At 72.9% G+C, this 14,792-nt stretch carries 14 protein-coding genes; 9 read left to right on the top strand and 5 right to left on the bottom strand.

What is annotated here, in order from left to right:
- Positions 1-2 precede the first annotated feature (2 nt).
- The 6 genes from ACQ5BE_RS13420 (at position 3) to ACQ5BE_RS13395 (ending at position 6,951) form a co-directional block, all read left to right on the top strand.
- Positions 3-545, top strand: coding sequence for a hypothetical protein (locus ACQ5BE_RS13420; protein WP_430297470.1), 543 nt, complete (start codon positions 3-5; stop codon positions 543-545).
- Positions 545-1,102: a TerD family protein gene (locus tag ACQ5BE_RS13415; protein ID WP_430297469.1), complete on the top strand. Its 558-nt coding sequence runs from the start codon at positions 545-547 to the stop codon at positions 1,100-1,102. The genes ACQ5BE_RS13420 and ACQ5BE_RS13415 overlap by 1 nt, the downstream gene beginning before the upstream one ends.
- Before the next feature lie 23 nt (positions 1,103-1,125).
- Complete coding sequence (locus tag ACQ5BE_RS13410; protein WP_430297468.1) at positions 1,126-1,899, top strand: hypothetical protein; 774 nt, start codon at positions 1,126-1,128, stop codon at positions 1,897-1,899.
- Positions 1,900-1,965: 66 nt separating this feature from the next.
- Positions 1,966-3,210, top strand: coding sequence for an HpcH/HpaI aldolase/citrate lyase family protein (locus ACQ5BE_RS13405; RefSeq protein WP_430297467.1), 1,245 nt, complete (start codon positions 1,966-1,968; stop codon positions 3,208-3,210).
- Positions 3,207-6,038 (top strand): phosphoribosyltransferase domain-containing protein, encoded by a 2,832-nt coding sequence (locus ACQ5BE_RS13400; RefSeq protein ID WP_430297466.1) that lies wholly within the window; start codon positions 3,207-3,209, stop codon positions 6,036-6,038. The genes ACQ5BE_RS13405 and ACQ5BE_RS13400 overlap by 4 nt, the downstream gene beginning before the upstream one ends.
- Complete coding sequence (locus ACQ5BE_RS13395) at positions 6,031-6,951, top strand: HAD family hydrolase (protein ID WP_430297465.1); 921 nt, start codon at positions 6,031-6,033, stop codon at positions 6,949-6,951. The genes ACQ5BE_RS13400 and ACQ5BE_RS13395 overlap by 8 nt, the downstream gene beginning before the upstream one ends.
- 84 nt (positions 6,952-7,035) lie before the next feature.
- Here the strand turns inward: ACQ5BE_RS13395 and ACQ5BE_RS13390 are convergent, their stop codons facing one another.
- Positions 7,036-8,079 (bottom strand): LLM class flavin-dependent oxidoreductase, encoded by a 1,044-nt coding sequence (locus ACQ5BE_RS13390; RefSeq protein WP_430297464.1) that lies wholly within the window; start codon positions 8,077-8,079, stop codon positions 7,036-7,038.
- 196 nt (positions 8,080-8,275) lie between these two features.
- On the opposite strand from ACQ5BE_RS13390, the gene ACQ5BE_RS13385 reads away from it, so the two are divergent.
- The 3 genes from ACQ5BE_RS13385 (at position 8,276) to ACQ5BE_RS13375 (ending at position 9,981) form a co-directional block, all read left to right on the top strand.
- The gene (locus ACQ5BE_RS13385; protein ID WP_430297463.1) at positions 8,276-8,776 is read left to right on the top strand and encodes a hypothetical protein; all 501 of its coding nucleotides are present in this window, start codon (positions 8,276-8,278) and stop codon (positions 8,774-8,776) included.
- Between the two features lie 177 nt (positions 8,777-8,953).
- Complete coding sequence (locus ACQ5BE_RS13380) at positions 8,954-9,238, top strand: WXG100 family type VII secretion target (RefSeq protein WP_208710601.1); 285 nt, start codon at positions 8,954-8,956, stop codon at positions 9,236-9,238.
- Between the two features lie 278 nt (positions 9,239-9,516).
- Positions 9,517-9,981 (top strand): Lrp/AsnC family transcriptional regulator, encoded by a 465-nt coding sequence (locus ACQ5BE_RS13375; protein WP_430297462.1) that lies wholly within the window; start codon positions 9,517-9,519, stop codon positions 9,979-9,981.
- 199 nt (positions 9,982-10,180) lie between these two features.
- On the opposite strand, the gene ACQ5BE_RS13370 is transcribed toward ACQ5BE_RS13375, so the two are convergent.
- The 4 genes from ACQ5BE_RS13370 to ACQ5BE_RS13355 form a co-directional block, all read right to left on the bottom strand.
- On the bottom strand, positions 10,181-11,530 hold the full coding sequence (locus ACQ5BE_RS13370; protein ID WP_430297461.1) for an MBL fold metallo-hydrolase: 1,350 nt from the start codon (positions 11,528-11,530) through the stop codon (positions 10,181-10,183).
- Positions 11,531-11,597: 67 nt separating this feature from the next.
- A complete protein-coding gene (locus ACQ5BE_RS13365) occupies positions 11,598-12,551 on the bottom strand; it encodes a hypothetical protein (protein WP_430297460.1) in 954 nt (317 codons plus the stop codon).
- Positions 12,552-12,861: 310 nt separating this feature from the next.
- Complete coding sequence (locus tag ACQ5BE_RS13360) at positions 12,862-13,365, bottom strand: DUF456 domain-containing protein (protein ID WP_344300491.1); 504 nt, start codon at positions 13,363-13,365, stop codon at positions 12,862-12,864.
- 122 nt (positions 13,366-13,487) lie between these two features.
- Positions 13,488-14,705 (bottom strand): NAD(P)-dependent malic enzyme, encoded by a 1,218-nt coding sequence (locus ACQ5BE_RS13355; protein ID WP_430297528.1) that lies wholly within the window; start codon positions 14,703-14,705, stop codon positions 13,488-13,490.
- Positions 14,706-14,792: the final 87 nt, after the last annotated feature.

Below are 14,792 nucleotides of genomic sequence, written 5' to 3'. Positions count from 1 at the left end.
CCATGGTGGCGAAGTTCTTCGGTTCGCTGTTCGGGGGTGCCGAACGCGAGCCCCGGCGCGTGCTCGACGAGCATCTGCCGCTGACCCAGGAGCAGGAGCTCGAGCAGACGAGGCTGGCCCTCACGGAGCTGCGCAGCGCGGTCCGACGCGCGGGCGCCGTCCTGCCAGTCCTCGCGTCGTCGCGGCTCCGGCAGACGGACGACCTCCTCGCCGCCCTCATCGGGTACATCGCGGAGCACGGCGCCTCGACCGAGCAGCGGGTGCTGCTCAACGCCATGGTCACCGACTACCTCCCCACCTCCCTGCGCGTGTACCGGGCCCTGCCGGCCTCGACCCATGCGGAGGACAGCCCCGAGGCGGAGAAGCTGCTCGAGCAGCTCGACATCCTCCACTCGACGGCCCTCGACCTCGACAACCAGGTCCGGACCGGCGCCATCGCGGAGCTGAGCGTGCACGGCCGCTTCCTCCAGGACAAGTTCGACGTCGGCGGGATCCGCCTCACCCCGGGCCCCGGCCCGCAGCCCCACGAAGGAGACAGCCACTGATGGCCTCGATGGTCGCAGGCAGCAACGCCCCGCTCACGGCAGAGAACCCCGGCCTGCCCGGGGTCATCATCGCGATGGGCTGGAGCGCCGTGCCCAGCAATGGGCCCCAGTCGGAGCTCACCTCGATGGCGATCGTCTGCGGCGCCGACGGCCGCGCCCTCTCCCCCGAGCACCTCGTGTTCTTCAACCAGCTCACGACGGCGGCCGGCGGCGTCCGCTTCGCCGGCGGCGAGGCGAGGGACGCCGAGCAGGTCGACGTCGAGTTCGCACGCGTGCCCGCGGACGTCGCCAAGATCTCCTTCCTCGCCTATGTCGACCCCGAGCTCCGGGGCCCCGGGACGTTCGCCGCTGTGCGCAGTGCCTACATCCGGGTTGCCCGCCCGGACGGGTCGGAGCTGCTGCGCTTCGACATTCCCGAGATGCACGGAGACCGGATCAAGGCCATGATGTTCGGCGAGCTGTACCGCCATCGGGACGACTGGAAGTTCCGCGCCCTCGGGCAGGGGTACGAGAACGGCCTCGTGGGCGTGGCCCAGGACTTCGGGCTGGACCTGTGACGCGGGGCCTGCGGGGCTCGGACGTGCCGTTCCTGACCCGCCGCGTGAAGGAGCCGGCGACACCGGTGTCCAACCCGCCGGCGCCCAACCCGGCAGCGGCCAGCCCGACGCGCGCGGCCAACCCGAACCGAAACCCACTCGACCTCTCCGCGCCGGTGCCGCCCAGCCCATCGTCCGCGGCGGCCCCGAACCGCAACCCTCTTGACCTCTCGCATCACGTGTCCCCCCGCCAGCCGACGGAGTCTGGTCCGGCGGCGGCGGGGCCGGCCGTGCCGCCCTCCCCCGAGTCCCGCCTCTACCCGGCCCCGGCGTTCGGCGAGCTGCGGCAGCTCACGGCGAGCGACGCCGTCGTGCGTCTCAACCCACGCCAGTCTGGGATCGGCTCGCTCATCGTGACGGCCACGCGCGGTGTCGCGTGGGAGGGCGAGGACCGCACGACCGGCGCGCAGAGTGTGCACCACGAGGAGATCGGCACCCCGGTTCCCACCGCCGGAAACCGCCCGCTCGTGGGCTACCACGGACGGGATGCCCTCATCGTGCTGCGCCACGTCCGGCTGCTCCGCCGTGCCCTGTTCATCGCCGCGGGACCCCCGATGACCGTCCAGACGTTCGACGGCTCCGGCGTCGCCGTGCAGGGAACCCTCGCAGCCGGGCAGCGCACCGTGCTGACGGTCGCCCGGATCGGGTCGGTGCTCGAGGTGCGCGCCGAGTCTGTGCCCGAGGAGTGGGACGACGGGCAGATCTGGCGCGAGTTCGCGTTCACGATGACGGTGGGACTGGGAGGCCCACGCCGCTAGACCCCGGCCGCGGCGCACGCCGCCCCGGAGCCAACCGCACACTGCAGCCGACACTTTGGGGGAACCATGCTGCACTACTCCTTCCTCAACGACAGCACACGCGATCGACTCTTCCACCGGCCACCGCAGGAGCTCGGAGCGGATTCCGACCCGACAACCCTGGCCACCGGGCTGGGCGCGACCCTCTACACGCCCGGGACGCGCGCGGGCCTCGGCGAGGGGATCCTCAAGCGCGCACGCGCGGGCTGCACGAGCACCGTCCTGTGTCTCGAGGACTCCGTGGCCGATTCCGCCGTGGAGAGTGCCGAGGACAACGTGGTGGCTGCCCTACGCGAGCTCGCCAGGCGGCGCACCACCGGGGTCGACGGCGCGGCCCCGGCCCAGGCGGGCAACGCGGCCGCGGGCGTGTGGACGGACGACGGTGGGCGCCCGGAACGCCTCCCGCTCCTGTTCATCAGGCCCCGCTCGCCGGAACAGCTCCTGTCGGTGGGCCGCCGGCTAGGTGACGCATCGGAGCTGCTGACCGGTTTCGTGCTCCCGAAGTTCGAGAACTCGACCGGTCGCGGCGAGCGGTACCTCCGCGCGCTCGAGCGGCTCAACGCCGAGCTGTCCCTGCGCGTGCCGCTGCGCGCGATGCCGATCATCGAGCACCCGCTCACGACCCACCGCGAGACCCGGCACGAGGCGCTCCTCGCCGTCCGGGACCTCCTCAGAGCCCACCGCGGCCAGGTCCTGTCGGTGCGGCTCGGCGGGACCGACATCGCCTCGGAGTACGGCCTGCGCCGCACGCGCGACCTGACCATCTACCACGTGGGCGTCGTGGCCGAGGTGATCGCGGACGTCGTGAGCATCCTGGGCCGCGCCGACGACGGGTGGGTCATCTCCGGCACCGTCTGGGAGCACTACAGCAACACTGAGCGCATCCTGCGGCCGCTCCTGCGCGCCACTCCGTTCGAGGTGGCGAACTCCGCCATGCTGCGGCAGCACCTGCTCGGCGCGAACCTGGACGGGCTCATCCGCGAGATCGAGCTCGACCAGGCCAATGGGCTCATCGGGAAGACAGTCATCCACCCCACGCACGTCCCGGTGGTGCACGCGCTGCACGTGGTGAGCCACGAGGAGTATGTGGACGCGCTGGACATCTTCGGGTCCGAGGGCGGGGGCGCCACCGCATCCCGGTCCGGCACGCGCATGAACGAGTCGAAGCCCCACCGTGCTTGGGCCCTGCGCACTCTGCGCCGCGCGGAGGCGTACGGGGTGGCGCGTCCCAAGGTCACCTTCGTCGACTTCCTGGAAGTGAGCATCAAGTGACCCACCTCGCCGAAGTCACCCCCTCTGGCGCCGAGGTCACCCCTTCCCGGCGTGAACAGCGCTGGCACGGGGCCGTCGTGAGCGAGCGGCTCGGCATCCGGCTCACGACGGCGCCCGGGAGCCTCCTGCCCATCGACGCCCTCGTGGGACTGGCGGTACGCCGCAATCCCAAGCGCGCCCAGCTGCTCGTCTCGCGGGTCCTCGCGAAGCACGCCCCCACGCCTCCGGGCCTCGCGATCGGCGCAGGCCGGCTCCTAGGGGCCGCAGTAGCTCACAGGCTCGGGCTGTTCTCGCCGGATCCCAAGGCCCCGGCCGAGGCGCTGCGCCGCTGGCTGGAGGGGACGCCGCCGTCGTGCGCGGAGATCGTCGCACTGCCCGACAACCCGCCCGCGGCCGGTCGCTCCATCGCCACGCTCGGGTACGCGGAGACCGCGACCGGGCTGGGCCACCTCGTCGCAGAGTTCCTCGGCTCGTACTACGTGCACTCGACCCGGATCGCCACTGCCGTGCGGCCGTTCGGCGGATTCGAGGAGGAGCATTCGCACGCGACGAGCCACACGGTTGTCCCCACAGATCCCGACCGGCTCGCGTGCGCGGCCACCGTGGTGCTCGTCGACGACGAGCTCTCGACCGGCCGGACCGTCCTCAACACCATCCGCGAGCTCCACGCCGCGTGGCGGCCGGCCGCGGCAACCGACACGCACGACGGCGACGCGCCCGGCGGCGGGAAGGGCGGGCGGCGGTATGTGGTCGCCGCACTCGTGGACCTGCGTTCGCGCGAGGACAGGTCCCGTTTCCAGGCGATGGCCGACGAGCTGGGATGCCGGCTGGATGTCGTGGCACTCGGCTCGGGATCGGTCGAGCTCCCCGATGATGTGCTCGACCGCGCCTCGGAGTGGCTGGCAATCCCGGCACCGGGTGACCTCGCGGCCACACGGGGTGACCTCGGCGGCACACGGGGTGACCTCGGCGGCACACGGGGTGACCTCGGCGGCACACCAGGTGACCTCGCCCCCACGCGCGGTGACCTCGGCGGCACACCAGGTGACCTCGCCCCCACGCGCGGTGACCTCGGCGGCACACCGGGTGACCTCGCGCCCACACCAGGTGACCTCGGCGCGGTGCGGAGCGCGCGGTTCGGCATCGACACCTCAGGCCCCCACGGGACACGCCTCTCCGAGCTCGCCGTCCCCGCGGCCCGGGAAGCCGCGGAGGCGCTGGCCGCGGCCGGAGTCGTGCGGACGGCCCGGGTCCTCGTCCTCGGATCGGAGGAGCACCTCGCCCTGCCGCTCGCGATCGCGGACGCGCTGACGGCCGCGTTCCCGGACACCAGCTTCTCCTCCACCACACGCTCACCCGTGCACGTCCACGACGAGCCGGGCTACGCGATCCGCTCAGCCCTGCAGTTCACATCCCATGACCACGCAGTGGACGGGGGGCCGGGCAGCGGCCCGCGCTTCGCGTACAACCTCACCGCAGGCGGCAAGCGCTTCGACGCGATCGTCTACGTCCCCGAGCCCGGCACCGCCCCCGAGGACCTCGAGTGCGGCGACGGCAGCGTGACCGCCGCCCTGAAGCGCGCGGCGGGCACCGTCGTCGTGCTCCATCTCGCCGCCGTGCCGCCGTACCCCGAACCGCTCCGCGGCCCGGGGTTCGGCTCCTACCCCGCCGAGGATGTCGGCTGGCTGCTGAAGGACCTCTCCCACGCGCGCCTCGAGGCGCCGACCCACGAGCGGGAGGCGGCGATCCAGTCCGGCCGGGCAAGCTATGCCGAGTCCCTCCCCCAGGAGTACGAGCCGAGCCCCGAGTACCAGGCCCTCTTCCACCAGGCCCTCGAGGAGTCCAAGCACCGGATTGCCCGCGCGGTCGCGGACGTCACCGAGCAGGTCCTGGCGCTGCGCGGCAACGAGCCGGTCCTCGTCTCGCTCGCCCGGGCCGGGACTCCCGTCGGCGTGCTCATGCGCCGCTGGGCGCGGCACGCCCACGGGCTCGACGTGCCGCACTACACGATGAGCATCGTGCGCGGGCTCGGGATCGACAGGAACGCCCTGCGCTGGCTCCTCACCCGCCACCGCCCCGAGCAGCTCATGTTCGTGGACGGGTGGACGGGCAAGGGCGCGATCACCCGTGAGCTGGCCGCCGCGGTGGCGGCGTTCGCCGCGGACGGGTCCGGCGGCGCAGGCCTCCAGCCATCCGGTGGGCGCCTCTCCCCCGAGCTCGCCGTCCTCGCGGACCCCGGGCACTGCGTCCGGGTGTTCGGCACCCGGGACGACTTCCTCATCCCGTCCGCATGCCTCAACTCGACCGTCTCGGGTCTCGCGTCCCGCACCGTGTTCAACCGGGAGCTCATCGGGCCGCATGACTTCCACGGCGCCAAGTTCTACCGCGAGCTCGCCGGGCGCGACGTCTCGAACGAGTTCGTGGACGCGGTCGCGGCCTGCTTCCCGGCCATCCGCCCGGCAGCCCAGCCGCCGCTGGCGGACCCCAGTTGGGCGGGCTGGGCCGCCGTGGAGAAGATCGCCGCGGAGCACGGCCTCGGCCCGGTCCGCAGCGCGGTGAACCTCGTCAAGCCCGGCGTCGGGGAGACCACCCGCGTCCTCCTGCGCCGCGTGCCGTGGAAGGTCCTGGCCCGCCCCGAGCTTCTCGAGACGGACGACGCCGGGCGCCTCCTGCGCGGCGAACTCGCCCACGTGCTGCTGCTCGCCGAGCAGCGGGGCGTCCCGGTCGAACCGGTCGAGGGACTGCCCTACAGCTGCGTGGGGCTCATTCATCCACAGCTCACCCCGGGCGCGACCGGGGCCGATGGGAAGACGGTGCTCGATGTCTGAGACAGGAACGCTCTCGCTCGTCCCGGACACCCCGCCGGACACAGCGCCCGACGCACCGCGGGACGCCCTGCCGGCACACCTCACCGGGCTGCCCGTGGTCGCGTGCGACCTGGACCGCACCCTCATCTACTCGGCGAAGGCCCTCTACCTCGACGGCCCCGACCACGAGGCTCCCCGGCTCGTGGTCAGCGAGCTGCACGAGCGCCTCCCGCTGAGCTACATGACGCGCGACGCCGAGGACCTCCTCCTCGAGCTCCTCGACCACGCCTTCCTCGTCCCGGTCACGACGCGCACGCGTGCCCAGTTCCGTCGCGTCCAGCTCCCGGCCACGCGGTACGCCGTGACGACCAACGGTGGAGTCCTCCTGGCCCACGGCGAGCCCGACGGCGACTGGGCCGCCCAGGTGCGCGGCGCCGTCGACCGCGGGTCTGCCCCGCTCGCGGAGGTCCTCGCGCACCTGTCCGAGAAACCCGCGCCGGGGGTGCAGCGGATCCGGACCGCGGAGGACCTGTTCGCGTACGCCATCGTCGAGCGGGCCGAGCTGCCAGACGGATACGTCGGCCAGCTCACCGCGTGGTGCGCCGAGCGCGGCTGGGTGGTGTCCCTGCAGGGCCGCAAGCTGTACTGCGTTCCGGCTCCCGTGACGAAGGAGGCCGCCATCGAGGAGGTCATGGAACGCCTGGGGGCGACGACGCTCGTCGCCGCCGGGGACTCGCTCCTTGACCGGGGGCTGCTCGAGATGGCGGACGTCGCCCTCCGCCCGTGCCATGGCGAGCTCGACGCCGCGGGCTACGCGCGGCCGGGGCTCCGGGTCACGGAGACTCCCGGTGTCCGCGCCGGCGAGGAGATCCTCCGCGCGGCGCTCGCGGCCGTCCGCCGGCCCTCGACGCTGGCCTCGCAATTGTCGGGCTGACGCCGGTTCAGGGCGCGCGCACCCGCGCCCAGCCGACAATTGCGAGGACTCACCGACTCACCCCCCGCGGACTCACGGGGACGCTCAGCCCCGGAGCGCGGAGGATGCAGACGCGTCCCGGGCCCACTCCTCGGCCATGAGGCGGAAGGAGCGCTCGCGCATCGCGGGGTCGTGCGCGTAGCCGGTAAGGATGATCTCGTCGATGCCGTAGGAGCCCGCGAAGGTCCGCAGGAACTCGGCGGCCTCCGCCGGCGTCCCGACGGCGGAGACGCGCAGCGCCGAGGTCGCCATCTGCTCCTCGTGGGGCGCCCAGTCCATCTCGCGCACCGGCGGCCGCAGCGGCCCGCGCGTGCCACGGCGGATCGCAACGAACATCTGCTGGTGTGTGGTGAAGAGGAACTCCGCCTCCTCCCGCGTTGGGGCGACCATGAGATTGGCCCCGGCCATGACGTAGGGCTCTGCGATCTGGGCGGTCGGGGCCGAGGGGTTGAACATCTGCCGGTAGGTCCAGATGGCCTCGGAGAGCTGGAACGGGGCGAAGTGGCTCGCGGCCGCGTAGGGCAGGCCGAGCTGGCCCGCGATCGCCGCGCCCGCCGTCGAGCTCCCGAGGATCCAGAGGGGAACGTTGGTGCCGCGCGCCACCCCGGCGTGGACGCCGTGCGAGAGTTGCACCGACTCGGCATCGTCGACCTGTTCCCCGAAGTACCACGCGAGGAGGCGGATGTTCGCGGCGAAGGCGGCCTCGCCGTCGTCGTGCGAGCCGCGGCGCAGGAGGGCCGCCGTGCGCGGGTCGGTGCCCGGGGCGCGGCCGAGGCCCAGGTCGATGCGGTCCCCGTAGAGGTGCGCGAGGGTGCCGAAGGCCTCGGCGACGGCCAGCGGGGCGTGGTTCGGCAGCATGATGCCGCCGGAGCCGACCCGCAGCGTCGAGGTGTTCGCGGCCGCGTTCGCGATGAGCAGCGCGGTGGCACTCGAGGCGAGGGCGTCGGTGTTGTGGTGCTCCGCGTACCAGAGCCGCCGGTAGCCCGCCTCCTCGGCGAGCTCGGCGAGGCGGGTCGCGGAGGCGAGGGCGTCGGCGACGGTTGCGCCCTCCACGACGGGGGCAAGGTCCAGGATCGAAAGAGCGGTCACATGGTTGGGCAACCTGAGCGCGAGCCGAGATGTTCCCGAGACGGATGTGGGAAGAATGTCACAGCGGATAACAGGTGCATTGCTTTTCAGCAACTAAGCCGCTTCCGGCTTGTGGGAGCAGCCGCTTCTCTGGAAAGAATGGATGGTCGTGGCCGGCGCGAGGGCCAGCCAACCGACCCCGTGGGGAGGAGCTTCTGTGGACGACGCCTTGCTGGTTGCCAACCTGGTCTACATCGGGACACTCATTCTGGGCGGTGTCCTGTTCGCCTTCCTCGCCGCAGCCTTCGGCATCACCCTCCTGATCGCGGGTGCCGGGCAAGGGATTGCCTCCATCATCGGCCTGCTCCTGCGCCCCCTCCGCCGCACGGCCGGCCAGACCGCAGCCGAGCGCACGACGGCGGACGCAGCGGACGCGGACCACATCCGCACCGCTGTGATCGCCAAGGCGGACGCGATCCTCGCCTCCCAGCGCGCGGCAGCCGTCGCCTCCAGCGAGGCGGCCTCGTCCGCCCGCGATCCTAAGCGGGACGCCACCGGCGCCACCCAGGCCGAGGACGAGGACGTCGCGGTCCCGGCTGCCGCACCCGCAGCCTCCACCACCGCCGTCGAGGCCACCGTGACCCTCGTCAGGCCAGCAGCGAGCCGTCCCATCCATACGGGGACCCAGCCCGTCCTGGCAGTCGGCCGGGCCAGCTGACCGGAGCCCCAGCACCCGCCCGCCCGACCACCGAGGGCCCCGATGCGCCGCGCGACGGCGGTCCGGGGCCCTCGGGCGCGTGTGGAGTTCTCCCCATCGCAGCCCTTGGCCCAGCCCGGTAGCGTGGAGCCCAGAGTCCACGGGGGAAGCTCGGGGAACGGACGAAGGGAAGAGATCATGGCGATTCAGCAGGGTGCCAACGTAGCCGAGCTGCGCGGCGTCGCGAAGCAGTTCGACTCCAAGGCCGCCGAGGTCGAGAGCATCAAGAACAACCTCAACGCCCTCATCAACAACAACATCCCCGCCAACTGGGCCGGCCGCGACGCCGACCAGTTCAAGAACGAGTGGCAGGCCAGCGGCATGAAGTCGCTCGCGAAGCTCATCGAGCAGCTGCGCGAGGCGTCCCGGACGATGAAGACCAACGCCGCCGCCCAGGAGCAGACCTCCAGCACCCTCAGCTGACCCGGAGCGCAGCTGCAGCACTGAAGGGCCCCGAGGCAGACGCCTCTGGGCCCTTCAGTGCATCTCAAGTGCATCCTGTGCTGGCGTGCGGCAGGGCTGGCGTGCCCTCTCGGGTCCCGGGCGCTGGGTGGTGCGCCGCGGGCCGTCTCCGCGCCGGGCCGACCGGTGGGCCGGCCCGGCTGATTGCCACCATCCGACCACTGGAGGCCCGTCAGTGACAACAGGCGTGGAGTAGAGTGGTCAATCTGATCAATAGCCCGCCCGATTTTCCGCGAGGAGTGGTCACTTCGCAGCAGCTTGACTCCACCGACCGCCGGATCCTGCTCGCCCTGGACGAGGACCCGCGGGCGCCCATCATGGTCCTCGCCCAGCGGCTCAGCCTGGCCCGGGGGACCGTCCAGTCGCGCATCGAGCGCATGACGGCTTCCGGGGTCCTGCGTGAGCACTCGACGCGGGTCCGGCCGGAGGGCCTCGGCCGGGGCGTCATGGCGGAGGTCAGCGCAGAGCTCGACCAGAGCAGGATCGACGACGCCGTCGCCGCGCTCCGGGGGATCCCCGAGGTCCTCGAGTGCCTCGCCCCCGCCGGGGACACCGACCTCCTGATCCGGGTCGTCGCCACCAGCCCCGACGACCTGTACCGCGTCTCGGAGGAGATCCGCCTCTGCCCGGGCATTCGCCGCACCTCGACGCGGATGATCCTGCGCACCGTCATCCCCTACCGCACGACGGCGCTGCTCACCTGAGCGCCCCACCACCACCACCCCCATCTCGGGTACAGATGGCGCGCCCCATGGGCGTCTCGGGTACAGATCGCGCGCCCCATTGGGCATCTCGGGTACGGGGGCGCGTACCCGAAAGGGCGTTCTGGCGTCCCGATCTGTACCCGAGACGGGAAGGGAGGGGACGGGAAGGGCGGGAACGGGAAGGAAGGGGAGGGGCGGATCAGGACGTGACGAGCGACAGCCCAGCGTGGGCCGCCCGCGAGAGGCGGTCGTCGATGAGCACCACGTCCCGGCCTGCCCGGTCGAGCAGGCTCGCCGCGACGCTCGCCCGGTAGCCCGACGAGCAGTACACCCACACCCGGCCGGCCGGGACGTCGTCGAGCCTCGCGAGCAGCTCGTGCAGCGGGACGTTGACCGCCCCGGGGAGGTGGCCGGCGTCGTGCTCCTCGCGGCGGCGCACGTCCAGGACCGTGTCCTCGGGCGGGAGCTGAGCCGCCACGTGCGCCCAGCCGAGCCGCGGGTAGGAGGAGGTCGGGGCACCGGGCGCAAGCTGGGCCGGGTCCTCGCCGAGGGCGGCGTCGGGACGCTCGATCCCGATGCGGGCGAGGTCGCGGACGGCGCGCTCGACGTCGTCGCGCGCGCCGACGAGGGTCAGGGTGCGGCCATAGGGGAAGAGCCAGCCGAGGTAGTTCGTGAAGTTCGTGCCGTATTCGAAGCTCGCGGTGCCGCGGAGGTGGTCCGAGGCGAAGGCGACCCGGGAGCGGAGGTCCACGACCCACTCCCCCGCCTCGAGCCGGTGCTGCAGCTCGTGGGGGTCGAGGGGCTCGGGGACGGAGAGGTCGGGCTCGCCGGGGCCCTCGGCGTTGAGCGGGGCCATGTGGGCGTAGAAGCTCGGGTAGGCGGTGAGGTTCGCGATGAGCTCGGCGACGAAGTGCCCCTCGTCCGGGTCCGTGTAGACGTGGTTGGACTCCAGCTGCTCGCCGAGCGTCGACTCGGTCGCGTCCGACGCGGGGCCCGAGGAGCAGAAGGAGCCGAAGCCATGCGTCGGGTACAGGGCCGCGTCCGGGCGGGCCTCCCCCGCGAGCCGCCGGGCGGAGGCGTACTGGTCGTGGGACAGGCCCACGGTGTCCCGGGCGCCGAGGAGGTCCGTGCGCCCCACCGACCCGTACAGGACGCTCCCGCCGGAGAACACAGCCTGCCGGCCCTCGTGCTCCACCACGTAGGAGAGGTGGTGGTGCGTGTGGCCTGGTGTGGCAACCGCGGTGACGGTCAGCGCGCCGACGCTGAACCGCTGCCCGTCCGCGACGGGGGTGCGCTCGAAGGAGACGTCGTCCAGCGCGCTCACGAGGTACTGCGCCCTGTGCTTGCGGGCGTAGGCGTAGCCGCCGGTGAGGTAGTCGTTGTGGAGGTGGGTCTCGAGGACGTGGGTCACCTCCACGCCTGCCTCGGCGGCCGCCCGCTCGAGCCGGTCGATGTCCCGCTGGGGGTCCACGAGCAGGCCGTGTGCGCCGTCGTGGACGAGGTAGCTCCTGTCCCCGAGCGGCGGCGTCTCGATGACCACGACTTCCACGGCGTCCTCCTCATCGTGCGGCCTGGCGTGAGCCCACCGTACGTCGGCGCCGCCTGCCACGACAGGGCTAGAGGAGCGGGCCGCCGTCGAGCCGCTCGAACTCCCGCAGCCACAGCTCCCGGGCCTCGGCCTCGCGGGCGCGGCGCGCCTTCGTCGCGGCCCGCAGCTCCTCGAAGGCCGCCGACGGCGCCGACTCCGCCGCCCCGCTCCGGCTCCTCCGCCCGACACCGAGCATGAGCAGCGCGCGCTCGGTCGCCGCAGCGTTCTTCACAGCGAACGACGTGCGACGGCGCCGCATCGCCTCCCGCACGGCGGCCTGGGCGGCGGGGCGCTGCCCGAGTTCGCGCAGCGCACGGGCACGGATCACGAGGAGGGCGGCGGCGACGTCGTTCGCGTTCGTGAGGCCCTCGGTCCGGGAGACGACGTCCAGGGGCCGGCCGAGCACCTCGTAGAGGCGGCAGGTGGCGAGCGCGGCGGGAAGGGACGGCGGCAGCGGATCCATGACGGCGAGCGCCTCCTCGGGCCTGCCGATCTCCCTCAGGCTGTGCGCGAGCGCGAGGCATACGGCCTCCTCGCTGAAGGCGACCTCCACCTCGACGCCCTCGGAGAGCTCGATCCAGTGGCGCAGGCCCCCGAGGTACGTGGCGGCGAAGGCTGCGGCCGGCGGCTCGCTCGCTCCGGCGAGGCCGCGCGAGAGCAGCTCCGCGGCCTGGGCGTGCTGGTGCGCGCGGTAGGCATGGAGGCCGGCCGCGACGTAGCAGAGGCCGGACCAGCCGGGATGCGCCCGTGCGAGCAGCACGAGCCGCTCGGGGTCGCTGCCGAGGAAGATCGCCGCATGGACCTGCTTCTCGACCTTCGACGCGAACGTGCGGAGCTTGGGGGCGCGCACCCGCCCGGTGACGCGGCGGGCGATCCTGCGGCCGAATCCGCGCACGGGCGCGTAGACCTGCACGCCCCGGAACGGGGTGAGGTCGCGCAGGTCGTGGAACGAGGGCTGGCGGTCCAGCTTGCCGGAAGCCATGCCCACCATGCTAGCGAGGGCCGCCGGCCGTGGTGCGGGTACGGCTCTGCCCGCCCGGGGCTTTCGGGTACGCGTGTGCCCCCCAGGGACGCCTTGGTGCACCTGAGACGCCGCGCGGCGCGGCAGGGGACGTCCTGGTGCGGGGAGGGCGCCTTCGGGGCGTCTCCTCCGCCAGAGGGCGTCTCGCATCAGGGGCGCCGGCCGCGCGTGGGGCGCACGCGCCGTCGTGCGTACCCGGAATGGCGTGGGGCGCGCCTTTGGCGTACCCGGAACGGGGTGGGCGCGCCTTTGGCGTACCCGGAACGGCGTGTCAGCGGGTCGCGAAGTGGACCCACATGCCGATGACCCAGACGGTCGCGGCGGCGCAGGCGAAGCCGAACTCCACGAGGATCCCGAGGCCGGTCGCCTTGAGCGCCGCCCACGACGACGACGCGGCGCCCCGGAAGTGCCGGGTGCGGGCCCACTCGCTCAGCAGGAGTCCCAGGGCGAAGCCGACGAAGAGGCCCACGACCGGGATGACGAACATGCCGACGACGGCGAGCACCGCACCAGCGACGACCGACCGGTTGGGGATCTGCCGCTCGCGCAGGCGTCGGCCGGCGAGGACGGCGGAGGCGGCCATGCCGCAGGCGAAGAGCACACCGCCGATCGCGAAGACGAGCCAGCCGCCCCACCCGGCGCCCCCGAAGATGGCCCACGCGAGCAGGGCGACGAGGCCGAGGATGCTGCCCGGCAGGATGGGGATGATGACCCCGGCGACCGAGACCGCAAGGGCGAGGCCGACCAAGACGGCCGTCAGAATGCTCGTGTCCACCCGGCCATCCTCGCAGACCCGGATCGGAGACCCCGGATCGACGACCCCGGAATCGACTGCTCCGGAAGTGTCCTTCTGACGCGTCAGAACGACACTTCCGGAGCAGTCGATGGAGGTGGGGGCTACTCTCCGGGGCTGGTCGCGGCGCGCATGACGGCCGCCGTGACGGCGGGGGCGACGCGCGGGTCGAGGGGACTGGGGACGATGTAGTCGGCGGAGAGCTTGTCCTGGGCCAGCTCGGCAATGGCGCGGGCGGCCGCGAGCTTCATCGCCGGGGTGATCCGGCGCGCCCCCGCGTCCAGGGCCCCGCGGAAGATCCCCGGGAACGCCAGGACGTTGTTGATCTGGTTCGGGAAGTCGCTGCGTCCGGTGGCCACGACGGCGGCGTGGCGGCGCGCGACCTCGGGGGCCACCTCCGGGTCCGGATTGGACAGCGCGAACACGATCGCACCCTCCGCCATGCCCGCGAGGTCCTCCTCGGGCACGGTGGAAGAGGAGACGCCGATGAACACGTCCGCCCCGGCGAGGGCCTCCGCGGTACCGCCGGCGACACCGCGCGGGTTCGTGCGGCCCGCGTACTCGGCCTTCATCGCGTTCCTGGGCTCGGCCAGGTCGGGCCGGCCGGCGTGGATGGCGCCCTTGGAGTCCAGCAGGACCACGTCGGCGACGCCCGAGGCCAGGAGGATCTCGGCGATCGCGATCCCGGCCGCGCCTGCCCCGGCGATCACGACGCGCAGGGCCGGGAGCTCCTTGCCCACCACGGCCGCGGCGTTGGTCAGGGCCGCGAGGGCCACGACGGCGGTGCCGTGCTGGTCGTCGTGCATCACCGGCATGTCCAGGGCCTCGATGAGGCGCGCCTCGAGCTCGAAGCAGCGCGGAGCCGCCACGTCCTCGAGGTTCACCGCGCCGAAGCTGGGGGCGATCCGCACGATCGTCTCGACGATCTCGTCCACGTCGGTCGTGTCCAGCACGATCGGGATCGAGTCCAGCCCGCCGAAGGTCTTGAACAGGGCGCTCTTGCCCTCCATCACCGGCAGCGACGCCGCCGCGCCGATGTTCCCCAGGCCCAGCACCGCCGTGCCGTCGGAGACGACTGCGACCAGCCGCGAGGCCCACGTGTGCGTCCGGGCCACGGACGGGTCCGCGGCGATCGCGCGGGACACCTGCGCCACGCCGGGCGTGTACGCGATCGAGAGGTCCCGCTTCGTGGCGAGCGGGCGGTCCACCCCGATCGAGAGCTTCCCGCCCTCGTGCGCGGCGAAGATCTCCTCGTCCGTGATGGGCTGCTGCTTCGCCTCGGGCTGGCTGTCCTGGTTCTGCTGGCTGTTCTGGGCCTGAATGGTGGGAATGGACACGGCACTGTCTCCTGGGTCGGTGCCGCCGGGCCGCAGGGCGCACGACGGCGTGGCTGGCCGTGCGCTGGAACG

Origin of the sequence: Sinomonas sp. B1-1 (genome assembly GCF_050474465.1) — a bacterium.
Classification (GTDB): Bacteria; Actinomycetota; Actinomycetes; order Actinomycetales; family Micrococcaceae; genus Sinomonas; species Sinomonas flava.
Note: the sequence above shows the minus strand (reverse complement) of the source record. Positions and strands in the feature narration are given on the sequence as shown.

Coding starts and splice junctions, on each gene's coding strand:
- ACQ5BE_RS13420 (WP_430297470.1), top strand. CDS start 3: ATGGTGGCGAAGTTCTTCGGTTCGCTGTTCGGGGGTGCCGAACGCGAG.
- ACQ5BE_RS13415 (WP_430297469.1), top strand. CDS start 545: ATGGCCTCGATGGTCGCAGGCAGCAACGCCCCGCTCACGGCAGAGAAC.
- ACQ5BE_RS13405 (WP_430297467.1), top strand. CDS start 1,966: ATGCTGCACTACTCCTTCCTCAACGACAGCACACGCGATCGACTCTTC.
- ACQ5BE_RS13395 (WP_430297465.1), top strand. CDS start 6,031: ATGTCTGAGACAGGAACGCTCTCGCTCGTCCCGGACACCCCGCCGGAC.
- ACQ5BE_RS13380 (WP_208710601.1), top strand. CDS start 8,954: ATGGCGATTCAGCAGGGTGCCAACGTAGCCGAGCTGCGCGGCGTCGCG.
- ACQ5BE_RS13365 (WP_430297460.1), bottom strand. CDS start 12,551: ATGGCTTCCGGCAAGCTGGACCGCCAGCCCTCGTTCCACGACCTGCGC.